We start from the raw sequence: 15,616 nt of genomic DNA on the forward strand, positions 1-15,616 counted from the left end.
GTGGAAGAGAAAAAAGGATACCTCATATTGAGCACAGGAGATGTTTTGGAGGGTAAATGGTTAGGGGAAGAAGGACACACGGAAGGAGAAATGGTGTTTAATACAGCGATGACTGGATATCAAGAGGTTATGACAGATCCATCATATGCTGGTCAAATCGTTGTGATGACCTATCCGCTTATTGGGAACTATGGATTAAATGATATCGATTTTGAAGCAATCAAACCATTTCTTGCTGGGTTTATTATTTCTTCCCCATGCCATACACCAGAACACTATCAATCTAGCTTTACAATCAAAGATATGATTACAACCTATCAAATTCCTACTCTATATGACATAGATACTAGAGCGTTAACGAGAATCATTCGTGAACAGGGGGAAGTGTATGGAAAGATAACCAGTAATCCAAACGATACAACTGTTCAGCAATCAATAGATAAAGAGATTGTTCAAAAAGTCTCTGTATCCAATGTGCTACATTTTTACACAAAGTCCAAACAGACGGCCCAACAAAACCCTCATGTGGTTGTGATGGATTATGGCTATAAGAACTCTATTATGCAGACGCTCTTGGAGTTGGGGTGTGATGTGTCAGTTGTACCATTCCAAACGACCATATCTCAGCTGCAAGAATTAAATCCGGATGGTGTAGTACTTTCTAATGGGCCAGGAAACCCTGAGCACCTTACTTATCTGAAAGAAACGATTAAACAAATAAGTGATGCATTTCCAACATTAGGTATTTGTCTCGGGCATCAGCTGCTTGCGTTAGCTCATGGGGCGAAAACGATGCGATTACCTTATGGACATCGTGGTAGCAACCATCCTGTTAAGGATTTAATAACTGGAAAAGTATTTATAACTTCTCAAAACCACGGCTATGTGGTGGATGGCGAAAGTCTAGATGAAACGATTTGGCAGGTAACCCATCTTCATGTAAATGATCAGTCGGTAGAAGGAATGATTCATAAAGTGAAGCCTGTTATGAGTGTCCAATTCCACCCTGAGGCTCACCCTGGTCCAATTGATAGCCACTATATTTTTCAGCAGTTTGTTCAAAAGCTGTTGAAAAAGGGAGAGAAGCAACATGCCTAAACTTCACCATATTCATAAAGTACTCGTCATTGGGTCTGGTCCCATTGTCATCGGTCAAGCAGCGGAATTTGATTATGCAGGCACACAAGCTTGCTTAGCTTTAAAGGAAGAAGGAATAGAAGTTGTATTAGTGAATAACAATCCCGCTACGATTATGACAGATCCGCATATAGCGGACCGTGTCTATGTAGAGCCATTGACCTGTGATTCCATCACGGAAATTATAAAGAAAGAACGTCCAGACGGCTTATTACCAACGCTGGGTGGCCAAACGGGATTAAATATGGCGGTTGCCTTAGATAAGGCTGGTGTTTTAAAAAAATATAATGTAGAACTTTTAGGTACTCCATTAGATACCATTCAAAAAGGGGAAGACCGGGAAACGTTTAAAACGTTAATGAAAGAAATAGGAGAGCCGGTGCCGGAGAGTCTCTCTACTAGCTCGTTAGAAGAGGCATTGGCATTTGCAAACTCCATAGGCTATCCATTAATTATTCGTCCTGCCTATACGTTAGGGGGAGCTGGCGGAGGGATTGCCAATGATGAATCGGAATTTATTTCTATCGTCAAAGGTGGCTTGCACGCGAGTCCCATTAATCAAGTCTTGATTGAACAAAGTGTAAAAGGCTGGAAGGAAATTGAGTATGAGGTCATGCGTGACTCCAATGACACCTGCATTATCGTTTGTAATATGGAAAATATTGATGCAGTGGGGGTTCATACAGGGGACAGTATCGTGGTCGCTCCATCTCAAACACTGAATGACCGCCAGTATCAAATGCTCCGGACCGTATCTTGTAAAGTTATTCGGGAGCTCGGAGTTATTGGAGGTTGTAATATTCAGCTTGCGCTACATCCAGAGAGTGATGATTATGTCATCATTGAAGTGAATCCGAGGGTAAGCCGTTCAAGTGCCTTGGCCTCGAAGGCTACTGGCTATCCAATTGCTCGAATTGCAGCAAAAGTAGCGCTCGGCTATCATCTAGACGAAATTATAAACCCGATTACAGGAGATACGTATGCAAGCTTTGAGCCCTCGATTGATTATTTGGCCGTCAAAATCCCTCGTTGGCCGTTTGACAAATTTACAGCTGCCGATCGAAAATTAGGTACTCAAATGAAGGCGACAGGTGAAGTGATGGCACTAGCACGTAACTTTCCTGCAGCTTTGAATAAAGCAATCCGCTCTTTGGATATGGGGTTAGAATATTTTAAAGCACCATTTACGAAGCAATTAAACAAAGAAGAGTTAGAGAAAGGTTTAGTAGAACCAACAGATGAGCGTCTCTTCCTATTAGCAGAGGCACTTAGAAGAGGATATAGTATAGAGTCCATTCATGCATTTACAGCTATTAATAAGTTTTTTCTTTATGAAATGAGCTTTATGATTCAGTTTGAACAGAAATTAGAGAGAACACCTTGGCAAAGCGTTGATGTAACTCTTTTAAAACAAGCTAAAAACCTAGGCTTTACAAATACTATGATTTCAGAGCTATGCCAAGTAACAGTGGAGGAAGTGCAAACAAAGCTACATGCCTTCCAAATGAAGCCTTCCTATAAGATGGTAGATACGTGTGCAGCGGAATTTTCAGCTGATACCCCATATTATTATGGGTCTTGGAACGAATTTGATGAGGTTGAAGAATTACAAAAAGAGAAGCGAGTACTTGTATTAGGCTCTGGTCCCATTCGGATTGGGCAAGGTGTAGAGTTTGATTACTGCTCTGTGCAAGCGGCTATGTCATTAAAGGAACAAGGCTTTGGTTCCATAGTGGTAAATAACAACCCAGAAACAGTAAGTACTGATTATAATACGGCAGATCATTTATATTTTGAGCCGCTAACAATAGAAGATGTCCTTCATGTCATAGAACGAGAACAGGCTGAAGGCGTACTGGTTCAGTTTGGTGGGCAAACCGCGATTAATTTGGCAGAACAGCTTCATCAGGCTGGAGTAAAAGTGCTAGGTACCTCTTTAGAGTCTATCGACCGTACGGAAGACCGTGAGAAATTTTATCACATGCTTCAAAAGTTAGGAATCCCGCACATCCCAGGGGCAACCGTAACAAGCTTTAAGGATGCTCAAGAGGTAGCAGAGGAAATAGGGTATCCGATTCTTTTGCGCCCTTCTTATGTTATTGGAGGAAAGGGGATGGTTATTATCCATTCCAAAACGGAGCTACTTGCCTATTTGAAGAAGGTTGAACAGGATTCAACCGACAAGCTTTTTCCCTTGCTTATCGATCGCTTTGTGAAAGGGTATGAAGCAGAGGTCGATGTGGTTTGCGATGGAAAGGATATATTAATACCTGGCATCTTCGAGCATGTTGAAAAAGCAGGTATTCACTCTGGAGACAGTATGGCGATTTTTCCTTCTGCACATCTTACGGAATCTCATAAACAAACGATTATCGAGTATGCTCAAAAGATTTCATCTGAGTTAGAGGCTAAAGGCATGATGAATATTCAATTTGTTTTAAGTGAGGATCGCCAAGAAGTATTTGTGTTGGAGGTGAACCCGCGGGCGTCTAGAACTGTGCCAATCGCGACAAAAGTAACCGGTGTTCCTTTAATTGACTTGGCGACCCGTGTACAAATGGGTGAAGCACTAGAGGAAATGGACTGGTATCTAGGACTTCATAAACCAGGTTCTCAAGTTGCGGTTAAAATTCCAGTATTCTCTACGAGCAAATTACCTGGAGTGGATCCTTTCTTAGGCCCTGAAATGAAATCAACTGGCGAAGCCATTGGAATAGGTTCAACCGTAGAAGCTGCTATGGTGAAGGCGTTCGGCTGGAAAGAGAGAAGCCTAATTCCTTTAGGGGAAAAGGAAACGATGCTCCTTTCCTTCTCGGAAGAGGATTTACAAGATATTGAGAGCATAGGTGAATCGTTACAAAAAATAAAGGCTCATATAATGGCAACCTCGTTAACAGCGAAAAGGTTAACTGCTGCAGGGATTACGGTACAGGAATTAAGCGAACAAGAGGCCGTTCAAGCTATATTAGACGATGATTGTACAGTGGTTTGTAATACATCTAACGGCTCAACGTTAGATGTCAATATTCGGGAAGCTGCTGCGAAGATGGATGCCATTTGTTTTACGTCCAAAGAAACATTAGCCTTCTATTTGGAGGCAACGGTGGGAAGCTATGAATCCCCTTTGGCTATCCATGATTTTGTGAGTAAGGACCTGAACAAAAAGGAGCGTGTTCTAAAATGTTAAGTAGTGTGAAAGAATTAGATTACCAACCTAAGCTAAACGGTCGTGACTTCTTAACACTAGCCGATTTTTCTAAAGCTGAGTTAAACTTCATGTTAAATCTAGCACAACATCTAAAAAAACAAAGAAAGCTAGGGCGAGAGGAGCAACCATTAAAAGGAAAAACACTTGGTATGATTTTTGAAAAGTCATCTACGAGAACACGTGTATCCTTTGAAGCAGGAATTTATCAACTAGGGGGAACAGGACTGTTTCTTAGCTCTAAAGACTTGCAGATTGGAAGAGGAGAACCAGTTGCCGACACGGCAAAAGTGCTTTCAGGTTATTTGGATGGCATCATGATTCGGACGTATTCGCAGAGCTTAGTCGAACAGCTAGCGGAAAATGCCACAATCCCAGTTATTAATGGCTTAACCGATGACTATCATCCGTGCCAAGTCCTGGCTGATATGCTGACGATTCAAGAGACAAAAGGATCTTTAAAAGGTGTAAAAATTGCTTACATCGGAGATGGGAATAACATGGCCCATTCTTTAATGATAGGGTCTGCCATTATGGGGATGGACATTTCTGTTGCTTCCCCGAAAGGCTTTGAACCAGATGAAGCAATTACGAAAAAGGCAGTTGATCTCGCTAATCAATCCTCCGTAGTTGTAACCAATGATCCGGTGGAAGCAGTTGCGAATGCGGATGTCATCTACACCGATGTGTGGGCTAGTATGGGGCAGGAAGAGGAACAGAAGGCTAGAGAAGAAATATTTGCTAACTTCCAGGTAAACGATTATCTTGTTGCACATGCTCATTCGGATTATACGTTTATGCACTGCTTGCCAGCTCATCGTGGAGAGGAAGTAACAGCATCCATTATTGACGGAAAGCACTCTGTTGTTTTTCAAGAAGCGGAGAACCGTCTTCATGCTCAAAAAGCGCTGATGGTAGCTTTAATGGGCTAATAGTTGAGAACCAATCGAAAGGCTGTATGGCCCTTCGGTTGGTTTTTTTATTCTTGTGAACGAATTAGATAACGGCGGAATTTTTTTGTTATCAGCGATTATTTTTATATTTCAGCGAAAATTTCTTGATATCAGCGAAAATTTTTTTATCGGCGATTACAAGCCGGATATCAGCTTTTTGCTCCTCCCTTCTTCGACTTATATATTTACTTACGATTATCAATATGCTATCTTAAAAGTGAGTAATCACTCACTATCTTAAAGAAGGGATGTTTGGATATGGATCAAATGATTTGCTTAGATCACGTTTCTCATAGTTTTGGTAAGAAACAAATCCTAAAAGATATTAACTTAAAAATGAAATCAGGACAGATATTTGGCTTGATTGGTCCATCAGGCTCTGGTAAAACAACACTAATAAAAACGATTATTGGAATGATAAAGCCAAGTGGAGGTAAAGTAGTCATTCAAGGAAGAGAAATGCCTTATGAACCTTCAAAACAACAAATTGGTTATATGGCTCAATCGGATGCTTTATATGGTGAACTAACGGCAAAAGAGAATCTAGAGTTCTTTGCAGCAATTTATGGTGTAAAAGGAAAGGCACGACAAGAAGAAATAGAGAAGCGATTGAAGGAAGTAGATTTACTCGAGCATAGGGATAAACCTGTTCAAGCCTTCTCCGGTGGAATGAAGCGTAGGCTATCGCTTGCGGCTAGTTTATTACACCACCCCAGTATCCTAATTCTAGATGAGCCAACTGTTGGGATTGATCCATTACTTCGTAAAGAAATTTGGAGGCAGTTTAAGCAACTAAAAGAACGAGGAACATTAATTATCGTCACAACACATGTGATGGATGAAGCGGAGAAGTGTGATGTACTTGGACTTCTTCGAGATGGAATGATTATTGGAAACGGTTCTCCTGAACAATTAATGGAACAAGCTAATGTTGGCTCTATTGAAGAAGTATTCCTAACTCATGGAGGGATGGGGCGATGAGGATTGCTGCAATTGTCATTAGAATCTTACGCCAGTTCCGAAGAGACAAAAGATCGCTAGCTTTAATGCTTTTTGCACCTGTATTAATAGTGACATTAACATGGCTTGTATTAGACCAGGATCAAGGAAAGCTAAAAATAGCAACGATTGGAGTACCAGATGCTCTTACAGAAACTTTAGAGGGGCAAGATATAGAAGTATTCCAATTAGAAAATCCCAAGGATGATTTAAAGGACGAAGAGATAGATGGTATTCTCCATATAGCTGGACAACAGGTAACCATAACGGTCGATGATAGTAATCCATCTACTAGCAAAGCAGTTTTAATTTCGATACAAAAGGGACTCCAAACGAAGGGGAATAAAGGTTTTCAATTCGAAATTAATTACTTGTACGATCAAATAGCATCCACCACCTTCGATGCAGTAGGACCTGTATTAATCGGATTCTTCGCATTCTTTTTTGTCTTCTTAGTCGGTGGTATTTCTTTTCTTAGAGAGAAGTCTCAGGGGACATTAGATCGAATATTAGCCATGCCGATTAAAGGATGGGAGGTCATTAGTGGTTACATTATAGGGTTCGGGTTGTTTGCCATTATTCAATCCATTCTAGTTGTCTGCTTTGCAGTATTTATATTAGATATTCCGATGGAAGGCTCCATCTTCTCGGTTGTCTTAATTACTCTCTTGCTAGCACTAAGTGCACTCACGCTAGGCACCTTACTTTCCAGCTTTGCAAAGAATGAATTTCAAATGATGCAATTTATACCGATTGTCGTTGTACCACAAGCCTTCTTCTCTGGTATGTTTTCATTGGAGCATCTCCCTAACTGGTTAGAATGGTTGGAAAAGGTTATGCCAATCCATTATGGAGCAAATGCCTTAACGGAAATAATGATAAAAGGAGATCCTATAAGCTCCGTTTATATGGATGTTTTAATCTTATTCGTTTTTTCTCTCTTATGTTTCCTGTTAAATCTTGTTACACTAAGAATATATAAAAACCAGTGAAATGAGGAACTAAGATGGATGAACGTTATATTCAGCAACTACTTCAGCAACATGATGACGACAAGAAGCTAACAGAAAAGCAAGCCCGTATTCTTATAGCGGCGATTGAAATGTTTGCGAAAAAAGGCTACTTTGCAACGTCTACAAGTGAAATAGCCAAAGCTGCGAGTGTTGCAGAAGGGACAATATTCCGTCACTATCCATCAAAAAAGGAATTGCTCTTAGCAATCGTAAAACCTGGAGTGATGAAGTTAGCTTTCCCTATTTTTGCTTCAGATATGGCGAGCAAGATTTTTGATCAAGAATTTCAAAGCTTGGATTCTATGCTTAGAACGTTTATAAAAAATAGAATGGAGTTTGTGGAAGACAACTTGCCGTTAGTAAAAATTCTTCTTCAAGAGATTGCCTTTCATGATGAGATTAAAGAAATATTAGGCGCAGCAGCACATACGTATGTACTCCCAAGAGTAAAGAATCTACTAGATGTGTGTCGGAAACAAAACGTGGTAAAAGATTTGCCAGACGAAACATTGCTGAGATTCATTATTACGAATGTACTAGGTTTTATCGTTACGAGATATTTGGTTTTTCCGGACCGTGACTGGAATGATGAACAGGAAGTAGAGAACGTGGTAAAATTAATCATAGACGGATTACGACCATCTTAAAATGAGGAAAAGAGGGATTATATGGGGAATAAAGCATTAATAAATATCGACTATACGTATGATTTTGTTGCAGATGATGGTAGGTTAACATGTGGAAAGCCAGGTCAAGCGATTGAAGGAAGAATTGTAGAACTGACCAAGAAATTTGTGAATGAAAAAGATGTCGTTGTGTTCGCCATAGACGGACATGATGAGGCGGATACGTTTCATCCAGAGACGACTCTATTCCCACCACATAATATTAAAGGAACAGCAGGACGAGATTTATATGGGGAGCTTGCTCAAACCTATGAAGAAATCAAAAATGAAGACTATGTTTTTTACTTTGATAAAACTCGGTATAGTGCGTTTGCAGGCACAGAGCTAGAAATAAAGCTCCGTGAACGTGGCATTGAGGAAGTTCATTTAGTAGGGGTATGTACGGATATTTGTGTACTCCACACAGCTGTAGATGCTTATAATAAAGGCTTTAAGATTGTTGTGTACCAGGATGCAGTAGCTAGCTTCGATCAACCTGGCCATGAATGGGCACTTCGCCATTTTGAAAAAACATTGGGAGCAACGATCATATAAAAAAAGGAAGTACAGCATCCGCTGTACTTCCTTTTTATTTCTTGTCTTCAAATGCTTCAACGGTGTACTCGTAATCTGAAGGATCTACTTTTTTGAAGTTCTCCAAGTCATGGAATCTTAATAAATCCTTGTAAAGTACCTCATCAGAAAGTTGAAGTTGTTGTATCACGTTACGTTTTAGCTTTTGGATTTCTTCTGTATCATCTTTTTCGATCACTTCACCGGTTTGTGTATCGTACACCTTATCATTTACAAAGGTGTATTTAGGTGAAACAAACCCACCATCTCTAAATGCTACCGTTTGATCGTGTTCCTCGGAAAATAAATCCGTTCCGAAGTTGATTAGCTTACGGTTATCAATTCCTTGTAGGTGAAGAAGTGTCGGCATTAAGTCAATTTGTCCACCGTACGTATGATTTACTCCACCTTCTACACCAGGGATGTGCATAAGCAACGGCACACGTTGGTTCTGTGCGTTTTGGAATGGTGTAATTTCTTTCCCTAGAATTTCTTCCATTGCACGGTTGTGGTTTGTGGATATCCCGTTATGATCTCCGTAAATAACCACAACTGTATCCTCATAAAGCCCACTTGCTTTTAAATCATTAAATAATTGTTCTACCGCTTCATCCAGGTAACGAGCAGTTTGGAAGTAGTTATCTACTGTGTTGTCCCCTGTGGTAGCTTTTGCAATTGTTGCATCCTCTTCATCTAATGTAAAGGGGTAATGATGCGTCATAGTCATTAGATGTGCATAAAATGGTTGTTCTAATTGCTGTAACAAAGGAACAGACTGTTCAAAGAACTCTTTATCCTTTAAGCCAAGATTCTCAGAATTTTCTTCTGTCACATCATAAAACTTATCATGGAAGAAATAATCATAGCCAATTCGTTTGTAAATTTGGTTTCTGTTCCAGAATGTTTTCTCATCAGCATGGAATACAGCACTTGTATAGTCTTTATTTTGGTCTAGAATTTCTGCTAGTGATTGATAGGTGTTTAATCCCTTTGTCATGAACGCAGCACCTTCTGGGAGACCGTACAGACTATTATCAGTAGTTAATTCCGCATCGGACGTTTTACCTTGTCCAGTGTGATGGAAGAAATTATCAAAGTAAATCATGTTTTCTTGTCCATGTGCAAGCTTGTTTAAAAATGGAGTTACTTCTTCTCCGTTTAACTTGTAATCAATTAAGAATGTTTGGAAGCTTTCTAGGTGAATCTTAATAATGTTCTTTCCTTCGGCAATTCCAAAGTATTTTTCATTCGGTTCAGCGTAATGCGATGTTGTGTAGTTTGAAATCTGTGTCAAATCATCACTACTTGCATATGCTTTTTGCGCTTCAATTTGAGCAGTTTGGATGCCATCATAAATAGTGTAGTTGTACAACCCTAAATATTTCACAATGTAGTTACGGTCAAACGTTCTTTGTAAAAGCTCAGGACGATCCTCATTTGCTAAAGTAAGGTTGATGAAGAAAAGTCCAGTCCCAGCAATCACTACTAATGGAGAAACCCATTTACGTAATTGGAAGTTCTTAAGTTCAGGACGCTTTACTACAATGTAGCTCAACACAACTAAATCGACGAAATATAGAATATCGGTCCAGTTGAGGATACCATATACGCCTTCCTTCATTTCTCCGATGTTACTAGACTGACTAAGTGTTGCAATCGTTAGGAAATCATCAAAGAATCGATAGTATAGGACGTCCGCAATGAGTACAATGGTCATGATTAAGTTAACAATAATCATCCAAATTGCAGCTTTGCGACCCTTCATCCAAAGTGTTAAGCCAAGAAATACGATGGCAGAGCTCAGTGGATTAATAAGTAGAAGAAATTCCTGCATGGATCCTTCCACACCAAGATTAAATTCAAATGTATAAGCCATATATGTTTTTAACCAAATAAATGCGATAGTCAAAAAGAAAAAACCCAATTTAAAAGATAAAAGTTTCTTCATTGTTTTCCCTTCTTTCTTTTTCATTACGTTAGTTAGCTTCCTACATTCAGGGATAGCCAAGTATATTAATTTAGTAAAGTTTGTAAATCCAATATGAAGAATCTGTAAACTAGTATATAAATATAGCATAGATTTCATGATATGAAAATGATAATTTTTACCTAGAAATTAAGTGTACAAAGTAAAATTATAGAGTAATAGCCTGCTATACATCAATAGTAACTTGAAGGTTACCTATCCACTAATTGGAAGATGGACACAAAAAATTCACAATTGGCATATAACAGAAAAGGGTGATATACATGAACATTGTTGCGGTTCTGCTCGTCAGCCTGCTATACTTTTGAAGTAGTGTTTTGCAAAAAGATAATGATTAAAGGAATGGTCGCAATGATCAATCATCAGGATATTTATGAAAAGTTAGTTCAAGTCGCGTCAAAAGAGAATGTGCTGGTAAATGAAGAATTACGAAACCACACTTATACGAAGCTTGGTGGAAAAGCAGACTTCCTTGTCACTCCGGAAACATACGACCAAGTGCAGCGAATTGTAAAGCTTTCAAATGAAGAGCATATTCCGTTTACTCTCTTAGGAAATGGGTCTAATTTGATTGTAAAAGATGGTGGAATACGAGGGATTGTATTAACCCTAAAACGACTGACTAATATTAAGGAAGAAAACGAAACCGTAATCGCACAAAGTGGTGCGGCGATTATCGAGGTGTCTCGTTTTGCTTTAGCGAAAAAATTAAAAGGATTAGAATTTGCATGTGGAATTCCCGGTACTGTTGGTGGTGCTTTGTTTATGAATGCAGGTGCTTATGGGGGAGAGATTAAGGATGTTCTTAAATATGCCATTGTGGTGGACCGTAAGGGAAATATTCTAAAATTGAATGCGGATGATCTTGATTTAGGCTACCGCTCAAGCAATATCCCAGACCGCGGACTTATTGTTTTGGAAGCACATTTCGCACTGTCACCAGGGAATTATGAAGAAATAAAAGCGATTATGGAGGATTTGACGTTCAAACGCGAATCCAAGCAACCGCTTGAATATCCTTCTTGTGGAAGTGTGTTTAAGCGTCCACCTGGTTATTTTGCGGGTAAATTGATTCAAGATAGTGAGCTCCAAGGAAAAGGCATTGGTGGGGCGGAAGTCTCAACGAAGCATGCTGGATTTATTGTCAATAAAAGCAATGCCACAGCCACAGAATATATCGCAGTAATAGAGATGGTGCAAAAAACAGTAAAAGAGAAGTTCGGTGTTGATTTAGTACGAGAAGTAAAAATTATTGGAGAAGATTGATACTAGAAAACTGTCGTTAAAGAGAACGGCAGTTTTTTTACTATATAATAAGGAAAAAGGTTGCAACAAAGGATGAAAAGAAATCGTTCGAATGTGGAGGGTACTGGGAATGAAATACGAGATTGTTAATAGCAGGCTGGAGCATGTACGACCATTGGACGAGGAGATAGTGGTAGAAGAAATAGAGCAAGTGATTAGGAAATATCACCTCATCCTCTCGAGTAAAACCACTCTATTGTCTAAAAAGGGTTCTTATCATTGGCATATAAAAAAGGAAGGGGAAAAAGGAGTTTTAGAGATTACTTATTGGCCAATGCAGAGTAGGCTGTGGCTAGAGATTGCACGTAACCGAAGGGCTGATTGGAATGTATCCATGATTGAAGCAGTAGCAAAAGAGATGGCTCATACATTTCATGGACATGCTCAGTTATTGACAGAATAGTATAAGAAAGTTAAAATGAAGGAAACCATATAAACTTTATTAGTTTATTTTGTTTTTATGAAAGGATATTATAATGAAAGAGAAGATACTACGTGCTGTTGTTGAAGAAATACAAGAAAGCGGAATGCGTTTTACCGTTGATGATGTTACGAAACGATTAGGTATTAGTAAAAAAACTATATATGAGCATTTTGTATCAAAGGAAGAAATCATCCAAACCGTTATTGACCAAGTCCTTGTAGAAACGGATCAAAAAACAAATGAAATTATGGACAATCTGTCGCTTACATTTATCGAGAAGATTAAACAGCTAATGGTTGTTTTACCAGAGTATTATCAAATCTATGATCGCCCAGTATTAGAAGGCTTGAAACGGTACTACCCAGAGCAGTGGCAAAAGATAAATGATTCTGTAGAAGAAGATTGGCTAGATATAGAAGAGTTACTAAAAGAAGCGATGAATCATGGTGAAGTTGTACAAACGTATTCCGTTGTGATTATTATGAGGTTATTAAGAGAAGCGTTTGATACGACCTTTGATCAAAGCTTTTTCTATAAAAATAATATTACGGTAAATCAAGCGTTAACCGAAATTGTAGATTTAGTGCTATATGGCATGATTCCGGATAATAAAAGATGAGAGCTTATTCATCTTTTATATTTTTGCAACCGGAAACTGTGAAAACAAAAATAGTTTATTCGTTTTTTATGAATGGAGGATTAATATATGGCTTACCTTTACCTTTTAATCGCAATAGTGACAGAGATTATTGGGAATTCTATGTTAAAGATGTCGGATGGCTTTTCCAAATTACTTCCTTCTATAGGGGCGTTTACTGGATATGGAGTTTCTTTTTTCTTACTATCGTTAACCTTGAAAGAATTACCCATGGGCATTACGTATGCCATTTGGGCAGGTGTCGGTACAGCCTTAACGTTTATAATTGGAGTTTTATATTGGAAGGAAGGCTTTTCATTGCAGACGCTTGTGGGTATTACGGCTATTATTCTTGGAGTTGCCGTGTTAAATATGCCGAAATGGACGTAATGTAAGGGAAAAAGAGGAACTGTCATTGCGGGACAGTTCCTCTTTTTTATAGGAAGCACAACGAATTTTGTAATGTCATGCTCTTCTTTTCGTTGAGTTCCTCACGATTAATTGAGGTTCAAAAATCCGTTTTTCAATCTCGGGATTCCTTTTTTCTACTAGGTTAATCATTGCTTCTGCTGCTACTTTTCCCATCTCTTCTTTCGGATGAGCGACGGTTGTTAGCTTAACTTCGGAAAGCACAGCTAATGAGGAATCATCGATTCCAACTAATGATATATCGTCCGGTACTTTTAAATCTAATTCCCTTAAGATACTGAGAGTGCTTAAGGCGATTTCGTCATTATAACAGACGATGGCAGTCGGTTTTTCCACGCCGCTATGTAAGACATCTTGTATTTTGCTCAGTAAAGAATTCTCCTCCTCTTCTGAATTATACGTAAGAATCATATGAGGATTAGGAAAGATTCCTTGCTCTCGATGGGCCTGAATGAATCCGTTTAGTCTTTTTACACCTTGTTTATCATCCGTTTTAAAAATCCCCAAAATAGACTGATGATTTAATTCAATTAAATGGTTGGTAGCTAAGTATCCTGCTTTGTAATCGTCTAATTCAAAACAGGGAGCATCTAAACCATCGTAGGATGCATGAATAAATAAGTATGGAATTTTATTCTTTTCGAGATTTAAATAGTAACCAATGTTAGGACTTTGTAATGCGCTTTTCGTTGGCTCAATGATTAAACCGTCTATAGCATGAAGCAATAAATTTTCTAGCCCTTGTTTTTCCTTCATTGTTGTATTATTCGTATTTGTTAGGAGTAAGGAGTAACCAGCTTCTGATAAGGTCGACTCGATTCCAGAAATGATAGTCGGAAAGATATAACCAGATATAGTAGTAATCATGACTCCGATTGTTTTTTGTCCTGATTTATTTCCACGCTCATTCGGATCTGCAACAAAGGTCCCCCCACCCTGGACACTGTATAGAAATCCTGAAGAAATTAAGTCACTAATCGCCCTCCTAACCGTGTGGCGACTGACATCAAACTGATTCATTAGTTCTGTTTCAGTAGGGATTTTCTGATTACTTTCAATTCGCCCTCCTAATATCCATGAGGTGATTTCGGATTTTATTCGCTCGTATTTTGGTGCCATGTAATCCTTCCTTTATGTAAAAACATTTATCTTTTTAACATGTGTATGTGAAACGTACATTATCTACCCAATTTGCATGATGAAGGGTTGTCCTCATTTTATCATATTCATATTAAACATGCGTACAAAAATCATATTATAAGTATTTTGATTGTGATTTATTAACAAATAATTAAATGTCACTTTGGTTACTGAATACCCTTGGAGAATAGAGAACATAGCTAACAAACTCTTTAACTATTAAGCAAATATGAGGTAAGGGTTACGTACATATAAATGTGAATTTGTGCATACAACATAATAAATGGTGACATATTAAAGCGAAAAAAGAGAGTATAGGACTCCCTGAATTTTTTTGAAAACGCTTTATTTTTTATTAAAAACCACTTGATTGTACGTACAATTAATAATATTATAGAATTACATACCAAAACATACGTATAAAATTTGTTGTGGGAAGGTGTTGATTTTTAATTGTTGGATAACTTGAAACAACAAGTTTTGGAAGCGAACCGAGCTCTTCCGCATTATGGACTTGTAACTTTTACTTGGGGGAATGTAAGCGGTTTTAGTAAAGAACTAGAATTGGTAGTGATTAAACCAAGTGGCATTCCTTACGAAAAATTAACCTTGAAGGATCTAGTAGTCGTAGATCTAGACGGAAATGTTGTGGAAGGAGATTTAAACCCTTCCTCCGATACCCCAACCCATATCGTTCTATATAAAAATTTTCCTGATATAGGCGGAGTCGTTCATACGCATTCCTCGTGGGCTACAAGCTTTGCGCAAGCAGGTAAATCTATACCCTGTTTAGGAACTACCCAAGGAGATTATTTTTATGGCACTATTCCTTGTACACGTCGAATGACAGATGAAGAGATTAATGGAGAGTATGAACTAGAAACAGGGAATGTCATTGTAGAAACCTTTGAAACAAATGACATTCATCCGCTGGAGGTACCAGGCGCGTTGGTTCATAGTCATGCGCCATTCACTTGGGGAAAGAATCCTAATGAAGCGATTCATAATGCCGTTGTTTTAGAGGAAGTGGCCAAGATGGCGTGGAGGACATACCTCATTAATCCTGATATCTCGCCAATGGATCGTGTACTTTTAGATAAACATTATCTTCGTAAACACGGGAAAAATGCCTACTACGGTCAAAAATAA

General features: G+C 38.6%; 14 protein-coding genes. 12 read left to right on the forward strand and 2 right to left on the reverse strand.

The window, feature by feature from the left end:
- The 7 genes from FN924_RS02000 to FN924_RS02030 all read left to right on the forward strand — a co-directional run bounded on the left by FN924_RS02000 (nt 1) and on the right by FN924_RS02030 (nt 8,527).
- Nucleotides 1-1,098 (forward strand): carbamoyl phosphate synthase small subunit, encoded by a 1,098-nt coding sequence (locus tag FN924_RS02000; protein ID WP_143897087.1) that lies wholly within the window; start codon nt 1-3, stop codon nt 1,096-1,098.
- Nucleotides 1,091-4,324 carry a carbamoyl-phosphate synthase (glutamine-hydrolyzing) large subunit gene (gene carB / locus FN924_RS02005; RefSeq protein ID WP_143891837.1) on the forward strand — a complete coding sequence of 1,078 codons (3,234 nt, stop codon included), beginning with the start codon at nt 1,091-1,093 and terminating at the stop codon, nt 4,322-4,324. Before FN924_RS02000 ends, carB begins: the two co-directional genes overlap by 8 nt.
- Complete coding sequence (gene argF, locus FN924_RS02010) at nt 4,318-5,274, forward strand: ornithine carbamoyltransferase (RefSeq protein WP_143891838.1); 957 nt, start codon at nt 4,318-4,320, stop codon at nt 5,272-5,274. The genes carB and argF overlap by 7 nt, the downstream gene beginning before the upstream one ends.
- Before the next feature lie 279 nt (nt 5,275-5,553).
- Nucleotides 5,554-6,276 carry a heme ABC exporter ATP-binding protein CcmA gene (gene ccmA, locus FN924_RS02015; RefSeq protein ID WP_143891839.1) on the forward strand — a complete coding sequence of 241 codons (723 nt, stop codon included), beginning with the start codon at nt 5,554-5,556 and terminating at the stop codon, nt 6,274-6,276.
- Nucleotides 6,273-7,286, forward strand: coding sequence for an ABC transporter permease (locus tag FN924_RS02020; RefSeq protein WP_143891840.1), 1,014 nt, complete (start codon nt 6,273-6,275; stop codon nt 7,284-7,286). Before ccmA ends, FN924_RS02020 begins: the two co-directional genes overlap by 4 nt.
- A 14-nt stretch (nt 7,287-7,300) precedes the next feature.
- The gene (locus tag FN924_RS02025) at nt 7,301-7,954 is read left to right on the forward strand and encodes a TetR/AcrR family transcriptional regulator (protein WP_143891841.1); all 654 of its coding nucleotides are present in this window, start codon (nt 7,301-7,303) and stop codon (nt 7,952-7,954) included.
- Nucleotides 7,955-7,975: 21 nt separating this feature from the next.
- Nucleotides 7,976-8,527, forward strand: coding sequence for a cysteine hydrolase family protein (locus tag FN924_RS02030; RefSeq protein WP_143891842.1), 552 nt, complete (start codon nt 7,976-7,978; stop codon nt 8,525-8,527).
- 34 nt (nt 8,528-8,561) lie between these two features.
- Here the strand turns inward: FN924_RS02030 and FN924_RS02035 are convergent, their stop codons facing one another.
- Nucleotides 8,562-10,493 carry a lipoteichoic acid synthase gene (locus FN924_RS02035; RefSeq protein ID WP_143891843.1) on the reverse strand — a complete coding sequence of 644 codons (1,932 nt, stop codon included), beginning with the start codon at nt 10,491-10,493 and terminating at the stop codon, nt 8,562-8,564.
- Nucleotides 10,494-10,883: 390 nt separating this feature from the next.
- Here FN924_RS02035 and murB point away from each other — a divergent pair, with 390 nt between their 5' ends.
- From murB to FN924_RS02055, 4 genes are all read left to right on the forward strand, one after another.
- On the forward strand, nt 10,884-11,798 hold the full coding sequence (gene murB / locus FN924_RS02040) for a UDP-N-acetylmuramate dehydrogenase (RefSeq protein WP_143897088.1): 915 nt from the start codon (nt 10,884-10,886) through the stop codon (nt 11,796-11,798).
- Nucleotides 11,799-11,907: 109 nt separating this feature from the next.
- Nucleotides 11,908-12,240 (forward strand): hypothetical protein, encoded by a 333-nt coding sequence (locus FN924_RS02045; RefSeq protein ID WP_143891844.1) that lies wholly within the window; start codon nt 11,908-11,910, stop codon nt 12,238-12,240.
- A 73-nt stretch (nt 12,241-12,313) separates the two neighbouring features.
- Nucleotides 12,314-12,880, forward strand: coding sequence for a TetR/AcrR family transcriptional regulator (locus tag FN924_RS02050; RefSeq protein ID WP_143891845.1), 567 nt, complete (start codon nt 12,314-12,316; stop codon nt 12,878-12,880).
- Between the two features lie 87 nt (nt 12,881-12,967).
- On the forward strand, nt 12,968-13,288 hold the full coding sequence (locus FN924_RS02055; protein ID WP_143891846.1) for a DMT family transporter: 321 nt from the start codon (nt 12,968-12,970) through the stop codon (nt 13,286-13,288).
- Nucleotides 13,289-13,363: 75 nt separating this feature from the next.
- Here FN924_RS02055 and FN924_RS02060 read toward each other — a convergent pair whose 3' ends face one another.
- Nucleotides 13,364-14,446: a GntR family transcriptional regulator gene (locus FN924_RS02060; RefSeq protein WP_143891847.1), complete on the reverse strand. Its 1,083-nt coding sequence runs from the start codon at nt 14,444-14,446 to the stop codon at nt 13,364-13,366.
- Nucleotides 14,447-14,920: 474 nt separating this feature from the next.
- Here FN924_RS02060 and araD point away from each other — a divergent pair, with 474 nt between their 5' ends.
- A complete protein-coding gene (gene araD / locus FN924_RS02065) occupies nt 14,921-15,616 on the forward strand; it encodes an L-ribulose-5-phosphate 4-epimerase (RefSeq protein ID WP_143891848.1) in 696 nt (231 codons plus the stop codon).

The sequence above is a fragment of the Radiobacillus deserti genome (genome assembly GCF_007301515.1).
Classification (GTDB): domain Bacteria; phylum Bacillota; class Bacilli; order Bacillales; family Amphibacillaceae; genus Radiobacillus; species Radiobacillus deserti.

What these genes read in the sequence shown, in the direction of transcription:
- murB (WP_143897088.1), top strand. Translation starts at nt 10,884, where the DNA reads ATGATCAATCATCAGGATATTTATGAAAAGTTAGTTCAAGTCGCGTCA.
- FN924_RS02030 (WP_143891842.1), top strand. Translation starts at nt 7,976, where the DNA reads ATGGGGAATAAAGCATTAATAAATATCGACTATACGTATGATTTTGTT.
- ccmA (WP_143891839.1), top strand. Translation starts at nt 5,554, where the DNA reads ATGGATCAAATGATTTGCTTAGATCACGTTTCTCATAGTTTTGGTAAG.
- FN924_RS02060 (WP_143891847.1), bottom strand. Translation starts at nt 14,446, where the DNA reads ATGGCACCAAAATACGAGCGAATAAAATCCGAAATCACCTCATGGATA.
- FN924_RS02025 (WP_143891841.1), top strand. Translation starts at nt 7,301, where the DNA reads ATGGATGAACGTTATATTCAGCAACTACTTCAGCAACATGATGACGAC.
- FN924_RS02020 (WP_143891840.1), top strand. Translation starts at nt 6,273, where the DNA reads ATGAGGATTGCTGCAATTGTCATTAGAATCTTACGCCAGTTCCGAAGA.
- FN924_RS02055 (WP_143891846.1), top strand. Translation starts at nt 12,968, where the DNA reads ATGGCTTACCTTTACCTTTTAATCGCAATAGTGACAGAGATTATTGGG.
- FN924_RS02050 (WP_143891845.1), top strand. Translation starts at nt 12,314, where the DNA reads ATGAAAGAGAAGATACTACGTGCTGTTGTTGAAGAAATACAAGAAAGC.
- FN924_RS02035 (WP_143891843.1), bottom strand. Translation starts at nt 10,493, where the DNA reads ATGAAGAAACTTTTATCTTTTAAATTGGGTTTTTTCTTTTTGACTATC.
- argF (WP_143891838.1), top strand. Translation starts at nt 4,318, where the DNA reads ATGTTAAGTAGTGTGAAAGAATTAGATTACCAACCTAAGCTAAACGGT.
- carB (WP_143891837.1), top strand. Translation starts at nt 1,091, where the DNA reads ATGCCTAAACTTCACCATATTCATAAAGTACTCGTCATTGGGTCTGGT.
- FN924_RS02045 (WP_143891844.1), top strand. Translation starts at nt 11,908, where the DNA reads ATGAAATACGAGATTGTTAATAGCAGGCTGGAGCATGTACGACCATTG.